This window comes from Streptomyces sp. NPDC012466 (genome assembly GCF_042955215.1).
Taxonomy (GTDB): Bacteria; Actinomycetota; Actinomycetes; order Streptomycetales; family Streptomycetaceae; genus Streptomyces.
Map to the genome: position 1 here is coordinate 436464 of NZ_JBIBEQ010000006.1, position 15036 is coordinate 451499.

Sequence of the window (15036 nt, forward strand, 5' to 3'; positions counted from 1 at the left end):
GGTTGTAGGCGGCGGGTGACCCCGGACATGCGATGGTCATCCGCGTTGTTCAAGACTGTAACCGACGACCAGGACAGTTGAGATAGCCGTCCGAACCGCGAGATGGATCACAGTCCGTCCCGCCTGGAGTACGCAGAGGAGCCGCCACGGTGCTGGAAGAAGTCGAGCGGTGGCTGAGCACCCGTTCCTGGTCCGCGAACGATCGCCCGCTCCACCAGATCCTGGCCGCCAAGCAGCGCACGGGCCAGACGGTCAGCGTCGTGCTGCCCGCGCTCAACGAGGAGGCGACGGTCGGTGACATCGTCTCCGTCATCCGCCACGACCTGATGCGGCAGGTCCCGCTCGTCGACGAGCTGGTCGTCGTCGACTCGGGATCGACCGACCGCACGTCCGAGGTGGCCGCCGCCGCGGGCGCGCGGGTGGTGCACCGGGACGGGATACTCCCGCGCCTGCCCACCGTGCCCGGCAAGGGCGAGGTGCTGTGGCGCTCCCTGCTCGTCACCCGCGGGGACATCGTCTGCTTCGTCGACGCGGACCTCAGGGACTTCTCGTCCGACTTCGTCTCCGGGATCGTGGGCCCGCTGCTCACCGAGCCGGACGTGGACCTGGTGAAGGCCATGTACGACCGTCCGCTCGGCACTGAGTTCGATCCGCTCGCCTCCGGCACGACCGCCGGGCAGGGCGGCCGGGTCACCGAACTGATGGCGCGCCCGCTGCTCAACATGCACTGGCCGCGACTGGCCGGCTTCGTGCAGCCGCTCGGCGGCGAGTACGCGGCCCGCCGCTCCCTGCTGGAGCGGCTGCCGTTCCCCGTCGGCTACGGCGTGGAGCTGGGCATGCTCGTCGACGCCCTGCACCTGGCGGGCCTGGACGCCCTCGCCCAGGTGGACGTCGGGGTGCGCAAGCACCGGCACCAGGACGGGCAGGCGCTGGGCCGGATGGCCGCCGCGATCTACCGCACGGCCCAGCTGCGGCTGGCCCGCGGGCACATGGTCCGGCCGTCCCTGACGCAGTTCGAGCGGGGCGAGGACGGCTTCGAGCCGCGGACGTACTCCGTGGACACCGAGGAACGTCCGCCGATGGTGGAGATCGCCGAGTACCAGGCGCGGAGGGCGGCCTGACCGGGGCCGTTTTCGGCCGGGCGCGGCAGATCCGTACGTTTGAGCGTTTCCGGGCCGGGCTAGGTTGAGGTCTATGGCTTCAACGTACGGTGCTGCGCAGGTGCTGGTGGCCTCCAACCGCGGTCCGGTCTCGTACACGGTGGGCGAGGACGGTTCGCTGGACGCCAAACGGGGTGGCGGCGGCCTGGTCTCCGGGCTCTCCGCGATCGGTTCGGACGCGGACGCGCTGTGGGTGTGCTCGGCGCTGTCCGACGGCGACCGGGAGGCGGTGAGGCGCGGAATCGGCGAGGACGGCGTGCGGATGCTGGACATCCCGGCCGACGTGCACGCCGACGCGTACAACGGCATCGCCAACTCGGTCCTGTGGTTCGTCCACCACATGCTGTACCAGACGCCCCTGGAGCCGGTCTTCGACGCGGAGTTCCGGCGGCAGTGGGCGTCCTACGAGACGTACAACCGGGCCTTCGCCGAGGCGCTGGCCGAGGAGGCGGCGCAGGGCGCGGCGGTCGTGGTGCAGGACTACCACCTGACGCTGGTGCCGGGCATGCTCCGCGAGCTGCGGCCCGACCTGCGCATCGGGCACTTCTCGCACACGCCGTGGGCGCCGCCGGAGTACTTCCGGATGCTGCCGGACGACGTGGCCGGGCAGGTGCTGCGCGGCATGCTCGGCGCGGACCGGCTGGGCTTTCTCACCGAGCGCTGGGCGGAGGCGTTCACCGCGTGCGCCGAGCAGTTCGCCGGCGGGCTCGGCGGCACGCGGGTCGGGGTGCACGGACTGGGGGCCGACGCGGACTTCCTGCGCAAGCGGGCCCACGAGCCGGACGTCGAGGAGCGGATGGCCGCGCTGCGGCAGGAGATCGGCGAGGGCCGCCGCACCATCGTCCGTGTCGACCGCACCGAGCTGTCCAAGAACATCGTGCGCGGTCTGCTGGCGTACCGCCGGCTGCTGGAGGCCCACGCGGAGTGGCGCGAGCAGGTGGTGCACGTCGCCTTCGCGTACCCCTCGCGACAGGACCTCGCCGTGTACCGGGACTACACGGCCGAGGTGCAGCGCGTCGCGGACGAGATCAACGCCGAGTACGGCACGCCGGGCTGGAAGCCGGTCGTGCTGCACGTCAAGGACGACTTCGCCCGCTCGCTGGCCGCCTACCGGCTGGCCGACGTGGCGCTCGTCAACCCCATCCGCGACGGCATGAACCTCGTCGCCAAGGAGGTCCCGCTCCTCTCCGACGCGGGCTGCGCGCTGGTGCTGTCGCGGGAGGCCGGGGCGCACGAGGAGCTGGGCGAGGACGCGATCACGGTGAACCCCTACGACGTCACGGGCACGGCCCAGGCCCTGCACGAGGCCCTGTCGATGCGCCCGGAGGAACGCGCCGAGCGCTGCAAGCGCCTGGCCGCGGCGGCGACGGCGCTGCCGCCGGCGCAGTGGTTCGTGGACCAGCTCGAAGCGTTGAGGGGCTGAGGGGCGGATGAGCAGCCAGACGGGCGGGGGTGTCCCGCACGACTCGCCGGCCGCGCGGCGGCGGCAGGACGAGCCGCCCGGGCGCGGTGCCACGAGCCGGCCGGGCGGGCCGGACGCTCCCGGCGCCGAGCTCCTGCCCACACCCGTCACGCGGGCCGGGCAGGAGGGGCTCGCCGCCCTCCTCGCGCGCCCGGACGAGGCGCTGATCGGGCTCGACTTCGACGGGACGCTCGCGCCGATCGTGGCCGATCCGGAGCGGGCCCGGGCCCACCCGGGGGCGCTGCCCGCGCTGGCCGCGCTCGCGCCGAAGGTGGCCGCCGTGGCGGTGATCACCGGCCGGCCGGCCGAGGTCGCCGTGCGCAACGGCGGCTTCGCGGGCGCACCGGGACTGGAGCGCCTCGTCGTCCTCGGCCACTACGGCGCCGAGCGGTGGGACGCCCGCAGCGGCAAGGTCACCGCCCCCGACCCGCACCCCGGCGTCGACGCCGTCCGCGCCGAGCTGCCCGTGCTCCTCGAAGGGACCGGGACCTGGGTGGAGGACAAGGGCCGGGCCGTGGCCGTGCACACCCGCCGGGCCCCCGACCCGCAGGGCGCCTTCGAGACCCTGCGCGAACCGCTCACCGCCCTGGCGATCCGGCACGGCCTCGTCGTGGAGCCCGGCCGCATGGTCCTCGAACTGCGCCCGCCCGGCATCGACAAGGGCGTCGCCCTCGCCGGGTTCGCCCGCGAGATCGGCGCCGGGTCCGTCCTCTACGGCGGCGACGACCTGGGCGACCTGCCCGCCTACGCCGCCGTCGACACCCTGCGCGCGGACGGCACCCCGGGCCTGCTGGTGTGCAGCGGCAGCGACGAGGTGACGGAACTGCGGAAGCGGGCGGACCTGGTGGTCGACGGCCCGGAGGGTGTAGTGGGGCTACTGAGGGCGCTGGCGGACTTCATCGGCTGAAGGGCACGTACTCAGGGGCGCGGGGCAGCATCGATGTGCGGCTCCGTCGCGGGGCGCGGACAACCACGACGCCCCCGCACACCGCGGCGGCCGGACACCCCACGGCCCTCAGCGTTCCGCCCGGCGCGTCTCCCGTATCCGCCGCAGCCGGTTCACCGTCACCGGGTCGTGGGACAGGGCCCGGGGGTCGTCCAGCAGGGCGTTGAGGAGCTGGTAGTAGCGCACGGGGGCCAGGCCCAGCTCCTCGCGTATGGCCCGCTCCTTCGCGCCGGGCCCGGAGAAGCCGCGGCGTTCGAGCGCGAGGATGTCCCGCTCCCTGCGCCCGAGCCGCGTCCCGTCGTGCTCCTCGTCCATGCCCGGCACCGTAGCGCCCGCCACCGACAGCGCCTACTCCGCGCTCTCCGCCCGGGTCGCCGACGCCTGGAGGTGGCCCAGGACGCCCGAGGGACTGCCACCGGGGGCGACGGCCTTGCCGATCTGCTGCTTGACCTGGGAACTGACGTCGGCCCAGGACGTCTTGCCGACCGGGTAGAGCTCGGAGGCCAGCAGCTCCTCCAGGAACGGCCTGAGGTGCCGGTCCTCGTCGGAGGAGGCCATGGTGCCGGACGCGGAGGTGGTGACCGGCAGCAGGTCGTACTCGCGGGAGAAGGCCAGCACGTTCTTCTCGCTGTAGACGAAGTCGAGGAAGTCGCCCACCTGGTCGCGGTGGCCGTTCTTGCGGAACGCCGTCATCCAGTCGGTGACACCGAGCGTGGACCTGCTCGGGCCCTCCTTGCCCGGCGTGGGCACCATTCCGTACTTGACGCCGTTCTTGGCGGCGATCTTCATCAGCGAGGGGTGGCCGTTGAGCATGCCGACCTCGCCCTTGGCGAAGGCGGCGAACGCCGCGGCCCGGTTCAGATTGCCCGGCGCGACCGGCCCGGTCAGGTCCTTGCCGACCAGGTCCTCCTTCAGCCAGGAGAAGGTGTCGATGTTCTCCGGGGAGTCGATGCCGTAGCTGTCGACGCCGTCGGTGTAGCCGCCCCCGCCGCTGAGCATCCACTGCATGGTCTCGGCCTGCGCCTCCTCCGGGCCGAGGGGCAGCGCGTACGGGTACTTCACACCCTTCGCCTTGAGCGCCTCGGCGTCCTCGGCCAGGTCGTCCCAGGACTCGGGCGGGGTGATGCCGGCCTTGGCGAAGAGGGTCTTGTTGTAGAAGAGCACCCGCGTAGAGGCGGCGAACGGCAGGCCGTACTGCACGCCCTTCACCTGGCCCGCGGAGGCCAGCTGCCCGACGAAGTCGGCCTGCGTACGTATGGAGAGCACGTCGTCGGCCTTGTAGAGCTGGTCCTGGGCGGCGTAGTCGGCGTACGCACCGATCTGCGCCATGTCCGGCGGGTCACCGGCGGCGACCATCTCCCTGACCTTGCGGTCGATGTCGTTCCAGGAGTAGACGCTGACGTCGACGGTGACGTCGGGGTGGTCGGCCTCGTACTCCTCGGCGAGCTTGTCCCAGTACTTCTTCGAGCTGTTGGCCGCGCTGTCGCCGTAGTCGGCGGCGACCAGCTTCAGGGTCACGTCGCCCGAGCCGCCCGTGACTCCGCAGCCGCCGAGGACCGCCGTCATGCCCAGCGCGGACACCACCGCGATCGTTCCTGCCATCCGCCGCCGCTGCACTGCTGTTCTTCCCCAACCCCGGCGTCACCGCCGCCAAAACATTTCGATATGCGGAACAAGGTCTACACCACGTGAGTGGACTAGACCTCTTGCGGGTCCCCGGGTCACACTGTTCCCCGTGAGACATGTCATCGCCCTGGACGTGGGCGGCACCGGAATGAAGGCCGCGCTGGCCGGGCCCGGGGGCGAGGTCCTGCACCGGGCCCGCCGGGCCACCGGACGCGCCCAGGGGCCGGACGCCGTCGTCGCGGGCATCCTCGACTTCGCCGCCGAGCTGCGCGCCTACGGCGCCGAGCGGTTCGGCACGCCCGCGGGCGCCGCCGGCGTGGCCGTCCCCGGCATCGTCGACGAGGCGCGCGGCGTCGCGGTCTACGCGGCCAACCTCGGCTGGCGCGACGTCCCCCTGCGCGACCTGCTGGCGGAGCGGCTGGGCGCCCCGGTCGCCCTCGGCCACGACGTGCGCACCGGCGGCCTCGCCGAGGGCCGCCTCGGCGCGGGCCGGGGCACGGACCGGTTCCTCTTCGTGGCTCTGGGCACCGGCATCGCGGGCGCCATCGGCGTCGACGGCCGCGTCGAGGCGGGCGCGCACGGCTTCGCGGGCGAGATCGGCCACATCGTCGTACGCCCCGGCGGGGCGCCCTGCCCGTGCGGGCAGCTCGGCTGCCTGGAGCGCTTCGCCTCGGCGGCCGCCGTCAGCGAGGCCTGGGCCGCCGCCTCCGGCGACCCGGGCGCGGACGCGGCCGACTGCGCGAAGGCGGTGGGCTCCGGCGACCCGAAGGCGGCGGCGGTCTGGCGGCAGGCGGTCGACGCCCTGGCCGACGGCCTGGTCACGGCCCTGACGTTGCTGGATCCCCGCACGGTGATCATCGGGGGTGGCCTGGCGGAAGCGGGGGAAACCCTCTTCACCCCCCTGCGGGAAGCGATCCGCGGCCGCATCACCTTCCAGAAACAGCCGTCGATCGTCCCCGCGGCACTGGGGGACACAGCCGGATGTCTCGGCGCCGGGCTCCTGGCGTGGGATCTCCTCGACCACACCGACCGTACGGAGGTAACGCCCTGATGGCAGCGGACTCAGGGGCGCGGGACAGCGTCGAGATGCGGCTCCGCCGCGGGGCGCGACCAGCCCCCACGCACCCGCACCCCGCGACGGCCGGACACCCCACGGTCCTGACCGGCGCGACGGTGGTACTCCCCACAGGAACCGTCGAAAACGGCCGGCTGGTGATCGACGGCACCCGCATCGCCGCCACCGCCCCGGAAAACGCCCACGTCATCGACGTGACCGGCCACTACGTCCTCCCCGGTTTCGTCGACATCCACAACCACGGCGGCGGTGGGGCCTCCTTCACCTCCGGCTCGGCCGAGGACATCCTCAAGGGCATCCACACCCACCGCCTGCACGGCACGACCACCCTCGTCGCCTCCACCGTCACCGGCGACATGGACTTCCTCACCCGACGCGCGGGCCTGCTGAGCGAACTGGCCGAGCAGGGCGAGATCGCCGGCGTCCACTTCGAGGGCCCGTTCATCTCTCCCTGCCGCAAGGGCGCCCACTCCGAGGCCCTCCTGCGCGACCCGGACCCCACGGAGGTCCGCAAGCTGATCGACGCGGCCCGGGGCCAGGCGAAAATGGTCACCCTGGCCACCGAACTGCCCGGCGGCCTCGACTCCGTACGCCTCCTCGCCGACCACGGCGTGATCGCGGCGATCGGCCACACGGACGCCAGCTACGAGCAGACGGTCGAGGCCATCGACGCCGGCGCCACGGTCGCCACCCACCTCTTCAACGCGATGCCCCCGCTCGGCCACCGCTCCCCCGGCCCGGTCACCGCGCTCCTGGAGGACGACCGCATCACGGTCGAGCTGATCAACGACGGCACCCACCTGCACCCCGCCGCGCTCCGGCTGGCGTTCCACCACGCGGGCGCCCGCCGGGTCGCGTTCATCACCGACGCGATGGACGCGGCCGGTTTCGGCGACGGACGCTACTGGCTGGGCCCGCTGGAGGTGGAGGTCGCGGACGGCGTGGCCCGTCTCGTGGAGGACGGCACGATCGCCGGTTCGACGCTCACCCTGGACCGCGCGTTCCAGCGGGCGGTCACCGTCGACGGGCTGTCCGTCGAGGACGCGGTGACGGCCCTGTCCGCCACCCCGGCCCGCCTGCTCGGCATGGACGACACGATCGGCTCACTGGAGCCCGGGAAGTTCGCCGACCTGCTGCTCCTGGACGCCGATCACGAGCTGAAGGGCGTCATGCGCCGGGGCGAATGGGTGGTCGGTCCCCAACTGGGGTGATCCATCCCGCAGTCGACAGACGGTGGCCGACTCCAGGACTGGGCCGGCCGCCGTCTCTTTGGCATGATCGGACTACCTGCATATTCACGTCGTCAAGCACATCGGGGGAGGTCGGCCCAGGTGATCCTCACGGTCACGCTGAACACCGCTCTCGACATCACCTACCGCGTCGGGTCGCTCAGGCCGCACGCCTCCCACCGCGTCTCCGAGGTGACCGAACGCCCCGGCGGCAAGGGCGTGAACGTGGCCCGGGTGCTCGCGGCCCTCGGGCACGAGGTGACGGTGACGGGATTCACCGGCGGGGCGACGGGCCGGGTCGTGCGGGAGAAGCTCGCGGCGGTGCCGGGCGTCGTGGACGCGCTCGTCCCGATCTCCGGCGCGACCCGCCGCACCATCGCCGTGGTCGACGAACGGACCGGAGACACGACGCAACTCAACGAGCCGGGCCCGTTCGTCACACCCACCGAGTGGTCGTCCTTCCAGGAGGCCTACGGGGACCTGCTCCCCTCGGCGTCGGCGGTGGCCCTGTGCGGCAGCCTGCCGCCGGGCGTCCCGGTGGGCGCGTACGCGGGCCTGGTCCGTACGGCCAGGGCGGCCGGGGTCCCGGTCCTCCTGGACACGAGCGGCGAAGCCCTGCGCCGGGGCGTCGCGGCCCGCCCCGACATCATCAAGCCGAACACCGACGAACTGGCGGAACTCACGGGCTCCCACGAGCCCCTGCGCGCCACCCAGGACGCCCGCCGCCGGGGCGCCCGCGCGGTGGTCGCCTCCCTCGGCGCCGAGGGCCTGCTCGCCGTCACCCCCGAGGGCCGCTGGCGAGCCTCCCCGCCCACCTCGGTACGCGGCAACCCGACGGGCGCCGGCGACTCGGTGGTCGCGGGCCTGCTGTCCGGCCTGGTCGAACACCTCCCCTGGCCGACCCGCCTCACCCGGGCGACGGCCCTGGCGGCGGCGACGGTGACGGCACCGGTTGCGGGGGAGTTCGACCGGGGGGTGTACGAGGGACTCCTCGAGCAGATCAGGGTGACGAGCGAGGCCTCGGCGGCGTAGCGCACACCTGATCGAAATCCGTGGGCGATCCGCCTCTGCCTCGCCTAAGATCGCGGATGACCAAAGATCGACCATTTTTGCTGGGGGAACAATTGAACAAGATCACGAGGCTGGCCATGGTCGGCATCGCCTCCGTCGGCCTCATGGCCACCATGAACTCCGGGGCCTCGGCGGCGCCGGAGATCAACGCCGGTCCGGCGGCCGTGCAGGACTGGGGCGGCGGCTGGAGCGACGTCCGGGACGTCAGCATCCGTGAGAAGCCCAGCACCACCGCACGGAAGGTCGGCACCCTCAAGAAGGGGAAGATCGTGAAGTGCTGGGTCGCCGGGTGCAGCGGCACGCACAACGGCGGCGCCTACAAGTGCACGAGCAGCTCGCCGACCGAGAAGGACTGGCACGAGGTTCAGTGGAACGGCAAGAAGGCGTGGGCCGCGAGCCGTTGCCTGGAGTGGGGCCGGGTCGAGTGAGCTGAGCTCGTTTCCGCTCGTACGGCGGCGGCCGTCTCCCACACAGTGTGGGAGACGGCCGCCGTCATGAGCGCGGGGTGGGTCAGCCCTTGGCGACGTAGAACTGGTCGAGCACCGCATCGCACTTGTTGCCCTCGTTGCAGGCAAGCTCGATGGTGTTGGTGCCCTTGGTCAGGTTCACCGTGGCCCAGGTCTCCTTCCAGCCATGCTCCCAGTCACCCTTGGGCGTGCCCCCGAAATTTTTCATGCTCAAGGGCTGGGGGTTCGCCTTGCCGTTGACCACCAGGGTCCCGTCGGCGTCCACGCCCGGCACGCCATAGCGCACGTAGAGCCGGTAGCTGCCGGCCTTCTCGATGCCGTCCACCGTCCAGGTCACCTTGGCGCCGACCTGGTTGAAGCCCGTCACGTAGACCCCGCCGTCGGCCTTCGCGCCCTTGAAGTCGGACGCCGTCGTCATGCCGGGGCTGAGCCGGAGGGCCTTCGCGTCGGTCTTCGGGAGATCCGGCTTGGCCGCTCCAGCCTTGCTGGCAGACGGGCTCGGCTTCGACTCTTCGGACTGGGTCGGGCTCGTGCCCACCTCGTCGGACGCCTTGTCCTTGTCCTTGTCGCCACCCAGCATGGCCACGCCGATGCCGATGACGACCGCGGCGACCACCGCGATCGCGCCGATCAGCAGGCCCTTGGTGTTGGGGCCGCGGCCACCCCGGCCGCCACCACCCGCGGGGCTGGCGTGCTGTGCGGTCTGCGCACCGCCCGGCAACGTCTCCGGCGCCGCGTAGTGCGCGTTCGGCCGGTTGTAGCCACCCTGCTGCTGCGGGACCTGGCCGTAGGGCGCGGTCTGACCGCCCTGCGGCTGCTGCTGGCCGTAGGGGCGTGTGCCGACCGCTCGCACTCGGTTGACGGAGTTCGGGTAGCCGTAGCCCCCGGACGGCGGCTGGGCTCCGTTGGCCTGCCCGTCGGCGTAGAGATAGCCGAACGGGTCGTCGTCCTCGGGCGTGCTCGCGCCGTTGTTGCCGGGCGTCATCCCTTGGTCTCCTCAGTCAGGTGCGGTGCATGCGGTACACGGGTGAGTAAGCGAGCCTACCCGCTCCCGGAGACCCAAACGGGTGACTCAGACCGCATCAACTCACTGACCTGGGCTTCACCCGGCGCGTCTGTGTTGTTTGGGACGAGATCGTTTCTCGACGTACATCCGCTCGTCAGCGGATTTCAACACTTCGTCCGCCGTCATTCCACAGTGTGCCCATCCGATGCCGAAGCTGGCGCCCACCCGGACGGCCCGCCCCTCGGCGCGGATGGGCTGAATGATCTCGTTGCGCAGCCGGACCGCGAGGTCCTGGGCGTCGGCGCGGCCGAGCCCGTCGGCGAGGATGACGAACTCGTCACCGCCGAGCCGGGCGACCGTGTCACCGTCGCGGACGCCGTTGCTCAGCCGCCGGGCGACCTCGATGAGGACCGCGTCACCCGCGTTGTGCCCGAACCGGTCGTTGATCGACTTGAAGCCGTCGAGGTCGCAGAAGAGCACGGCGAGGCCCTTGGTGCCGTCGTCGTGGTCCCCGTCCGGGGCGACGGTGTGCACATGGTGGTCGTAGGCGTCGAACGTCTCGGCGCCCTGCCGGAAGTCGAAGCCGGGCCCGACCACGTCGAAGGCGGGATGGCCGTAGGCCGCGTCGACGGACTCCACGACCGAGTGCGGGGCCGCCGCGCGCTGACAGAGCCGGGCGGACAGGCGGGAGCGAAGCTCCGCGGAGTTCGGCAGGCCGGTGAGCGAGTCGTGCGAGGCGCGGTGGGCGAGCTGGAGCTCGCGGCGCTTGCGCTCCTCGATGTCCTCGACGTGGGTGAGGAGGAAGCGCGGCCCGTCGGCGGCGTCCGCGACCACGCTGTTGCGCAGGCTGACCCAGACGTACGTGCCGTCGCGGCGGCCGAGGCGGAGCTCCGCGCGTCCGCCCTCCGCCGAGGTGCGCAGCAGGGTGCCTATGTCCTCGGGGTGGACCAGGTCGGAGAACGAGTAGCGGCGCATCGCGGAGGCCGGGCGGCCCAGCAGCCGGCACAGGGCGTCGTTGGTGCGCAGGATCCGGCCGTGCTGGTCGCCGCCCATCTCGGCGATGGCCATGCCGGACGGTGCGTACTCGAAGGCCTGCCTGAAGCTTTCCTCGCTCGCCCGCAGCGCCTGCTGCTCGCGCTCCAGGCGGACCAGCGCGCGCTGCATGTTGGCGCGCAGCCGGGCGTTGCTGATCGCGATGGCGGCCTGGAAGGCGTACATCTGGAGCGCCTCGCGGCCCCACGCCCCGGGCCGGCGGCCGTTGCGCGGCCGGTCCACGGAGAGCACGCCGATCAGTTCGCCGCACGTCCCGCTGCCCTTCGGGGCGGGCGCGTACATCGGGGCGAAGAGCCGGTCGGCCGGGTGCCACTCGTCCTCGAAGCGGGGGGCGGGGCCGTCGGTGTACCACTGCGGGACGTCGTCGTCGTCGAGGACCCAGCCCTCGGTGTGCGGTATGAACACCAGATCGCCCCAGTGCTCGCCCATGCCGAGGCGGCGTTCCCAGGAGTCGCGCGAGCCGACCCGGCCGGTGATGAGGGCCTCGGCGGCGGGGTTCCCGGCGAAGGCGGCGACGACGAGGTCGCCGTCCGGCCGTACGAGGTTCACGCACGCCAGCTCGTACCCGAGGGCCGCCACGACGCCCTCCGCGACGGTCTGCAGTGTGTCCGCCAGGCTGCGGGCCGTGTTCATGTCGGCCATGACCTGGTGCAGTTGTCGCAGGGACGCAAGACGGACGTAAGGCTCCGACTCGGTCTCCATGCTCGCCCTCCCCCCGAGTACTCGCAGCGATTCAAGGGTCTCGTCGGCGTATCGTCCTGGCAGCTTCCCCGCCACTGAATCACAGCGCGCTGCTCACTCGGTACACAGGGTCAACAATTCCTGCCCCTTGTGACTCAAGTCACAGGCAAAGCTGAACAATTGAGTGGAGTTTCTGCGTTCTTCACATGCGGCCACCGAACGCAGACTTTGTCAGGTTGCGCACCTGTATTCCCGTCGTGCCCGTCGCCGGACCGCGGATGTCCGTCGCGAGTCCTAGGACCGTGATCGGGCGGGAGTCCGATGCGGGGCGTGCGCGGCGGAGATTAGCGTTTCCCCGTGCCGAACACTCCCGCTGCCACGTCCCCGATCATTCCGTCGCCCGCCTCCGGGCATGCTGAGGGGGTGAGCAACGACGAGTTCCGCGCCGCCATGTCCCGGCTGGCCTCGGGCGTGGTCCTGGTGACCGCGCAGGAGCCCTCGCTCGACCCGGACGACCCCTCGGCGCCGGATGTCGAGGACGTGGGCATGACGGCCACGGCCTTCATGTCGGTGTCGCTGGACCCGCCCCTGGTGCTGGTGAGCCTGCGCGAGGGCTCCCGCATGGACGAGCTGCTGGAGGAGCAGGAGCTGTGGGGGGTCTCGGTCCTCTCCGGGAGCCAGCGGCACATCGCGGGCCGTTTCGCGATGAAGGGCCGCCTCAGCGACCGTCTGCTGTTCGCGGACATCCCGTACACGCGCGGCGAGTACACCCACGCCCCGCTGGTCGGCGGCGCCCTGGCCGTCCTGGAGTGCCGCACCGAGCAGCGTGTCCGGGCGGGCGACCACACACTGGTCATCGGCCGTGTCCTGACCGCCCGGGTCCCGAGCGCGGAAGGCGGCCCCCTGGCGTACTTCCGGGGCCGGTACCGGCAGTTGGGCTGAGGTGATCGCTGGCCCGGTGGTGATCCGCCCGCCTAGGGTGCGCCCATGACGACGACCGGCCCCCGGCTCCAGGAGATCACCCCCGCGAACCTCGACGCCGCCCTCGGCATCCACGTCCGCCCCGACCAGGAACACGCGGTCGCCCCGGTCGTGAAGTCGCTCGCCGAGGCGTACGTCCACTCCGGAGCGGCCTGGCCCCGCCTGATCGTCGACGACGACCGCCCGGTCGGCTTCCTCATGGCCTTCCTCGACATCGACTGGTACGAGGACGGCAGCGTCCGCCGCTCGGGCCTGTGGCGGCTGAACATCGCGGCCGGGGAGCAGGGCAGGGGGTACGGCCGGTTCGCCGTCGAGTCGGTGGCGGCCGAACTGCGCCGGCGCGGCCACGAACAGCTCTACGTCACCTGGCACCCGGGCCCCGACGGCCCGGAAGGCTTCTACCTGGGACTCGGCTTCCGCCCGAACGGGGAGACCAGCGGAGGCCAGACGGTGGGCGTCATGGAGCTGGCCTAGCCCCAGTTCTGCCCGCCGCGTCCGCGCTTCGTCTCCGAGCGCTGCTTCTTCTCGCGCAGCCGGCGTTCGTTGATGCCCCGGGGAATCCGGGTCGGCTTGCGGGGCTTGGGCGGAGGTGCGGTCGCCTCGGCCAGGAGCGCGGTGAGGCGTACGGCGGCGGCCTCGCGGTTGCGCCACTGGGAGCGGTGCTCGGAGGACCGCACGGTGACGACCCCGTCGACCAGGCGCCCGGCCAGCCGCTCCAGGGCCCGCTGCTTCCACACCGCGGGCAGCGCCTCGGTCTTCGCCAGGTCGAAGCTCAGCTCGACCTTGGAGTCGCTGGTGTTGACGTGCTGCCCGCCCGGCCCCGAGGACCGCGAGAAACGCCACATGAGCTCGGCCTCGGGCAGGGAGACGGAGCCGCGGATGACGTGGGGACCGGACATGCCCTCCATGTTCCCGCTCCTGACCCGTCCACGTCACCCGAATAACCGCGAGTAAAGAAAGTAAAGGAGCTGGAACCTCGCGTACCCCTCTCCACGTTCATGGGGGTAGCTGTAGCTTCTTTGCCGCAGCTTCTTTGCCGCACGTAAACGAGGGAAGGGACTCCCAACAATGGCTGTAAGCCTGTCCAAGGGTGGCAACGTCTCGCTCACCAAGGAGGCTCCGGGCCTGACCGACGTCACCGTGGGCCTCGGCTGGGACGTCCGCACCACCACCGGCACGGACTTCGACCTCGACGCCTCCGCGATCGCGGTCAACACGCAGGGCAAGGTCTACTCGGACGCCCACTTCGTGTTCTTCAACAACAAGCAGACGCCGGACAACACCATCGTCCACACCGGCGACAACCGCACGGGTGAGGGCGCCGGCGACGACGAGGCGATCAACGTCAACCTCGCCGCCCTCCCGGCCGACATCGACAAGATCGTCTTCCCGGTCTCGATCTACGACGCCGAGAACCGCAGCCAGAACTTCGGCCAGGTCCGCAACGCCTACATCCGCATCGTGAACCAGGCCGGCGGCGCGGAGATCGCCCGCTACGACCTGTCGGAGGACGCGGCGACCGAGACGGCCATGGTCTTCGGCGAGCTGTACCGCAACGGCGCGGAGTGGAAGTTCCGCGCGGTCGGCCAGGGCTACGCCTCGGGCCTGGTCGGCATCGCCCAGGACTTCGGCGTGAACGTCTGACGGACGCCCTCCGTCCACGCGTGACGTGTGGAGCCCCCGGCCGCGGGTATCGGGCCGGGGGCTCCGGCGCCCTCAGGGCACGGCAAACGCCCCCGCACGAAAGCCCGGCACCGCCCAGTGATCCTCGAACCCCTGCTCCCTCCCGCCCCCGGCCCCGCCGTCCTCGCGGAACTCACGGCCCTCTACGCCTCCCACCCCGAGTTCCACACCCTCAGCGGCGACTTCCCCGACCCGCACGACATCAGCCCCGAGCAGGTCGCCGCCGCGCTGTCGCAGGAGGGGGAGCACCCCGGCGCCGAGATCCTGCTCGCCCGCAGCTTCGGCCGGCTGATCGGCATCGCCGTCACCCTCGCCCACCACCCCGACCCGGCCGACCCGGACCCCTGGATCGGCCTGCTGATGGTGGACGCGAGCCTCCAGGGCCAGGGCCACGGCCGCCGCCTGGCCGCCCTCGTGGAGGACCGCTTCCGCGCGACCGGCCGCACCGCCGTCCGCCTGGCCGTCCTGGCGGACAACGCGAAGGCCCTGGCCTTCTGGACGGCCCTCGGCTACCAGGTCGTCGACCACCGTGAGGATCTGCGGCACCGGCGGCCCTGCACGGTCCTGCGCAAGGAACTGACCACCACCTCGTGAGG

16 protein-coding genes are annotated in these 15036 nt (G+C 72.0%); 11 read left to right on the plus strand and 5 right to left on the minus strand.

Translation table 11 applies throughout. The features are described from left to right. Positions 1–149 precede the first annotated feature (149 nt). The 3 genes from ACFY9E_RS24050 to otsB all read left to right on the plus strand — a co-directional run bounded on the left by ACFY9E_RS24050 (position 150) and on the right by otsB (position 3529). Positions 150–1121, plus strand: coding sequence for a glucosyl-3-phosphoglycerate synthase (locus ACFY9E_RS24050; protein WP_390987400.1), 972 nt, complete (start codon positions 150–152; stop codon positions 1119–1121). A 73-nt stretch (positions 1122–1194) separates the two neighbouring features. Then, complete coding sequence (locus tag ACFY9E_RS24055; protein WP_390987402.1) at positions 1195–2583, plus strand: trehalose-6-phosphate synthase; 1389 nt, start codon at positions 1195–1197, stop codon at positions 2581–2583. A gap of 7 nt (positions 2584–2590) precedes the next feature. Further along, complete coding sequence (otsB, locus tag ACFY9E_RS24060; RefSeq protein WP_390987404.1) at positions 2591–3529, plus strand: trehalose-phosphatase; 939 nt, start codon at positions 2591–2593, stop codon at positions 3527–3529. A gap of 108 nt (positions 3530–3637) precedes the next feature. On the opposite strand, the gene ACFY9E_RS24065 is transcribed toward otsB, so the two are convergent. After that, positions 3638–3883 (minus strand): DUF3263 domain-containing protein, encoded by a 246-nt coding sequence (locus ACFY9E_RS24065; RefSeq protein ID WP_390987406.1) that lies wholly within the window; start codon positions 3881–3883, stop codon positions 3638–3640. 33 nt (positions 3884–3916) lie between these two features. Beyond that, entirely contained in the window at positions 3917–5170 is a 1254-nt protein-coding gene (locus ACFY9E_RS24070; protein ID WP_390987407.1) for an extracellular solute-binding protein, read from the minus strand. A gap of 133 nt (positions 5171–5303) precedes the next feature. On the opposite strand from ACFY9E_RS24070, the gene ACFY9E_RS24075 reads away from it, so the two are divergent. From ACFY9E_RS24075 to ACFY9E_RS24090, 4 genes are all read left to right on the plus strand, one after another. Beyond that, a complete protein-coding gene (locus ACFY9E_RS24075; RefSeq protein ID WP_390987409.1) occupies positions 5304–6245 on the plus strand; it encodes an ROK family protein in 942 nt (313 codons plus the stop codon). Continuing rightward, on the plus strand, positions 6245–7480 hold the full coding sequence (gene nagA / locus ACFY9E_RS24080) for an N-acetylglucosamine-6-phosphate deacetylase (RefSeq protein WP_390987411.1): 1236 nt from the start codon (positions 6245–6247) through the stop codon (positions 7478–7480). The genes ACFY9E_RS24075 and nagA overlap by 1 nt, the downstream gene beginning before the upstream one ends. Before the next feature lie 120 nt (positions 7481–7600). Then, positions 7601–8530 carry a hexose kinase gene (locus ACFY9E_RS24085; RefSeq protein WP_390987413.1) on the plus strand — a complete coding sequence of 310 codons (930 nt, stop codon included), beginning with the start codon at positions 7601–7603 and terminating at the stop codon, positions 8528–8530. A gap of 92 nt (positions 8531–8622) precedes the next feature. Further along, entirely contained in the window at positions 8623–8997 is a 375-nt protein-coding gene (locus ACFY9E_RS24090) for an SH3 domain-containing protein (protein ID WP_390987415.1), read from the plus strand. Positions 8998–9079: 82 nt separating this feature from the next. Here ACFY9E_RS24090 and ACFY9E_RS24095 read toward each other — a convergent pair whose 3' ends face one another. Then, the gene (locus ACFY9E_RS24095) at positions 9080–10021 is read right to left on the minus strand and encodes a carbohydrate-binding protein (protein ID WP_390987417.1); all 942 of its coding nucleotides are present in this window, start codon (positions 10019–10021) and stop codon (positions 9080–9082) included. Positions 10022–10138: 117 nt separating this feature from the next. Beyond that, positions 10139–11797 carry a diguanylate cyclase CdgB gene (cdgB, locus tag ACFY9E_RS24100; protein ID WP_390987418.1) on the minus strand — a complete coding sequence of 553 codons (1659 nt, stop codon included), beginning with the start codon at positions 11795–11797 and terminating at the stop codon, positions 10139–10141. Between the two features lie 336 nt (positions 11798–12133). On the opposite strand from cdgB, the gene ACFY9E_RS24105 reads away from it, so the two are divergent. Further along, positions 12134–12718 carry a flavin reductase gene (locus ACFY9E_RS24105; RefSeq protein WP_390987420.1) on the plus strand — a complete coding sequence of 195 codons (585 nt, stop codon included), beginning with the start codon at positions 12134–12136 and terminating at the stop codon, positions 12716–12718. A 45-nt stretch (positions 12719–12763) separates the two neighbouring features. Then, positions 12764–13231, plus strand: coding sequence for a GNAT family N-acetyltransferase (locus ACFY9E_RS24110; protein WP_390987421.1), 468 nt, complete (start codon positions 12764–12766; stop codon positions 13229–13231). Here ACFY9E_RS24110 and arfB read toward each other — a convergent pair. Further along, positions 13228–13665, minus strand: a complete 438-nt coding sequence (arfB, locus tag ACFY9E_RS24115) for an alternative ribosome rescue aminoacyl-tRNA hydrolase ArfB (protein WP_390987422.1) — start codon at positions 13663–13665, stop codon at positions 13228–13230. The genes ACFY9E_RS24110 and arfB overlap by 4 nt on opposite strands. A gap of 160 nt (positions 13666–13825) precedes the next feature. Here arfB and ACFY9E_RS24120 point away from each other — a divergent pair, with 160 nt between their 5' ends. Continuing rightward, positions 13826–14401 (plus strand): TerD family protein, encoded by a 576-nt coding sequence (locus ACFY9E_RS24120; protein ID WP_033312269.1) that lies wholly within the window; start codon positions 13826–13828, stop codon positions 14399–14401. A 117-nt stretch (positions 14402–14518) separates the two neighbouring features. Beyond that, the gene (locus ACFY9E_RS24125; protein WP_390987423.1) at positions 14519–15034 is read left to right on the plus strand and encodes a GNAT family N-acetyltransferase; all 516 of its coding nucleotides are present in this window, start codon (positions 14519–14521) and stop codon (positions 15032–15034) included. Positions 15035–15036: the final 2 nt, after the last annotated feature.

What these genes read in the sequence shown, in the direction of transcription:
- ACFY9E_RS24055 (WP_390987402.1), top strand. Translation starts at nt 1,195, where the DNA reads ATGGCTTCAACGTACGGTGCTGCGCAGGTGCTGGTGGCCTCCAACCGC.
- otsB (WP_390987404.1), top strand. Translation starts at nt 2,591, where the DNA reads ATGAGCAGCCAGACGGGCGGGGGTGTCCCGCACGACTCGCCGGCCGCG.
- ACFY9E_RS24065 (WP_390987406.1), bottom strand. Translation starts at nt 3,883, where the DNA reads ATGGACGAGGAGCACGACGGGACGCGGCTCGGGCGCAGGGAGCGGGAC.
- ACFY9E_RS24070 (WP_390987407.1), bottom strand. Translation starts at nt 5,170, where the DNA reads ATGGCAGGAACGATCGCGGTGGTGTCCGCGCTGGGCATGACGGCGGTC.
- nagA (WP_390987411.1), top strand. Translation starts at nt 6,245, where the DNA reads ATGGCAGCGGACTCAGGGGCGCGGGACAGCGTCGAGATGCGGCTCCGC.
- ACFY9E_RS24095 (WP_390987417.1), bottom strand. Translation starts at nt 10,021, where the DNA reads ATGACGCCCGGCAACAACGGCGCGAGCACGCCCGAGGACGACGACCCG.
- cdgB (WP_390987418.1), bottom strand. Translation starts at nt 11,797, where the DNA reads ATGGAGACCGAGTCGGAGCCTTACGTCCGTCTTGCGTCCCTGCGACAA.
- ACFY9E_RS24110 (WP_390987421.1), top strand. Translation starts at nt 12,764, where the DNA reads ATGACGACGACCGGCCCCCGGCTCCAGGAGATCACCCCCGCGAACCTC.
- arfB (WP_390987422.1), bottom strand. Translation starts at nt 13,665, where the DNA reads ATGGAGGGCATGTCCGGTCCCCACGTCATCCGCGGCTCCGTCTCCCTG.
- ACFY9E_RS24120 (WP_033312269.1), top strand. Translation starts at nt 13,826, where the DNA reads ATGGCTGTAAGCCTGTCCAAGGGTGGCAACGTCTCGCTCACCAAGGAG.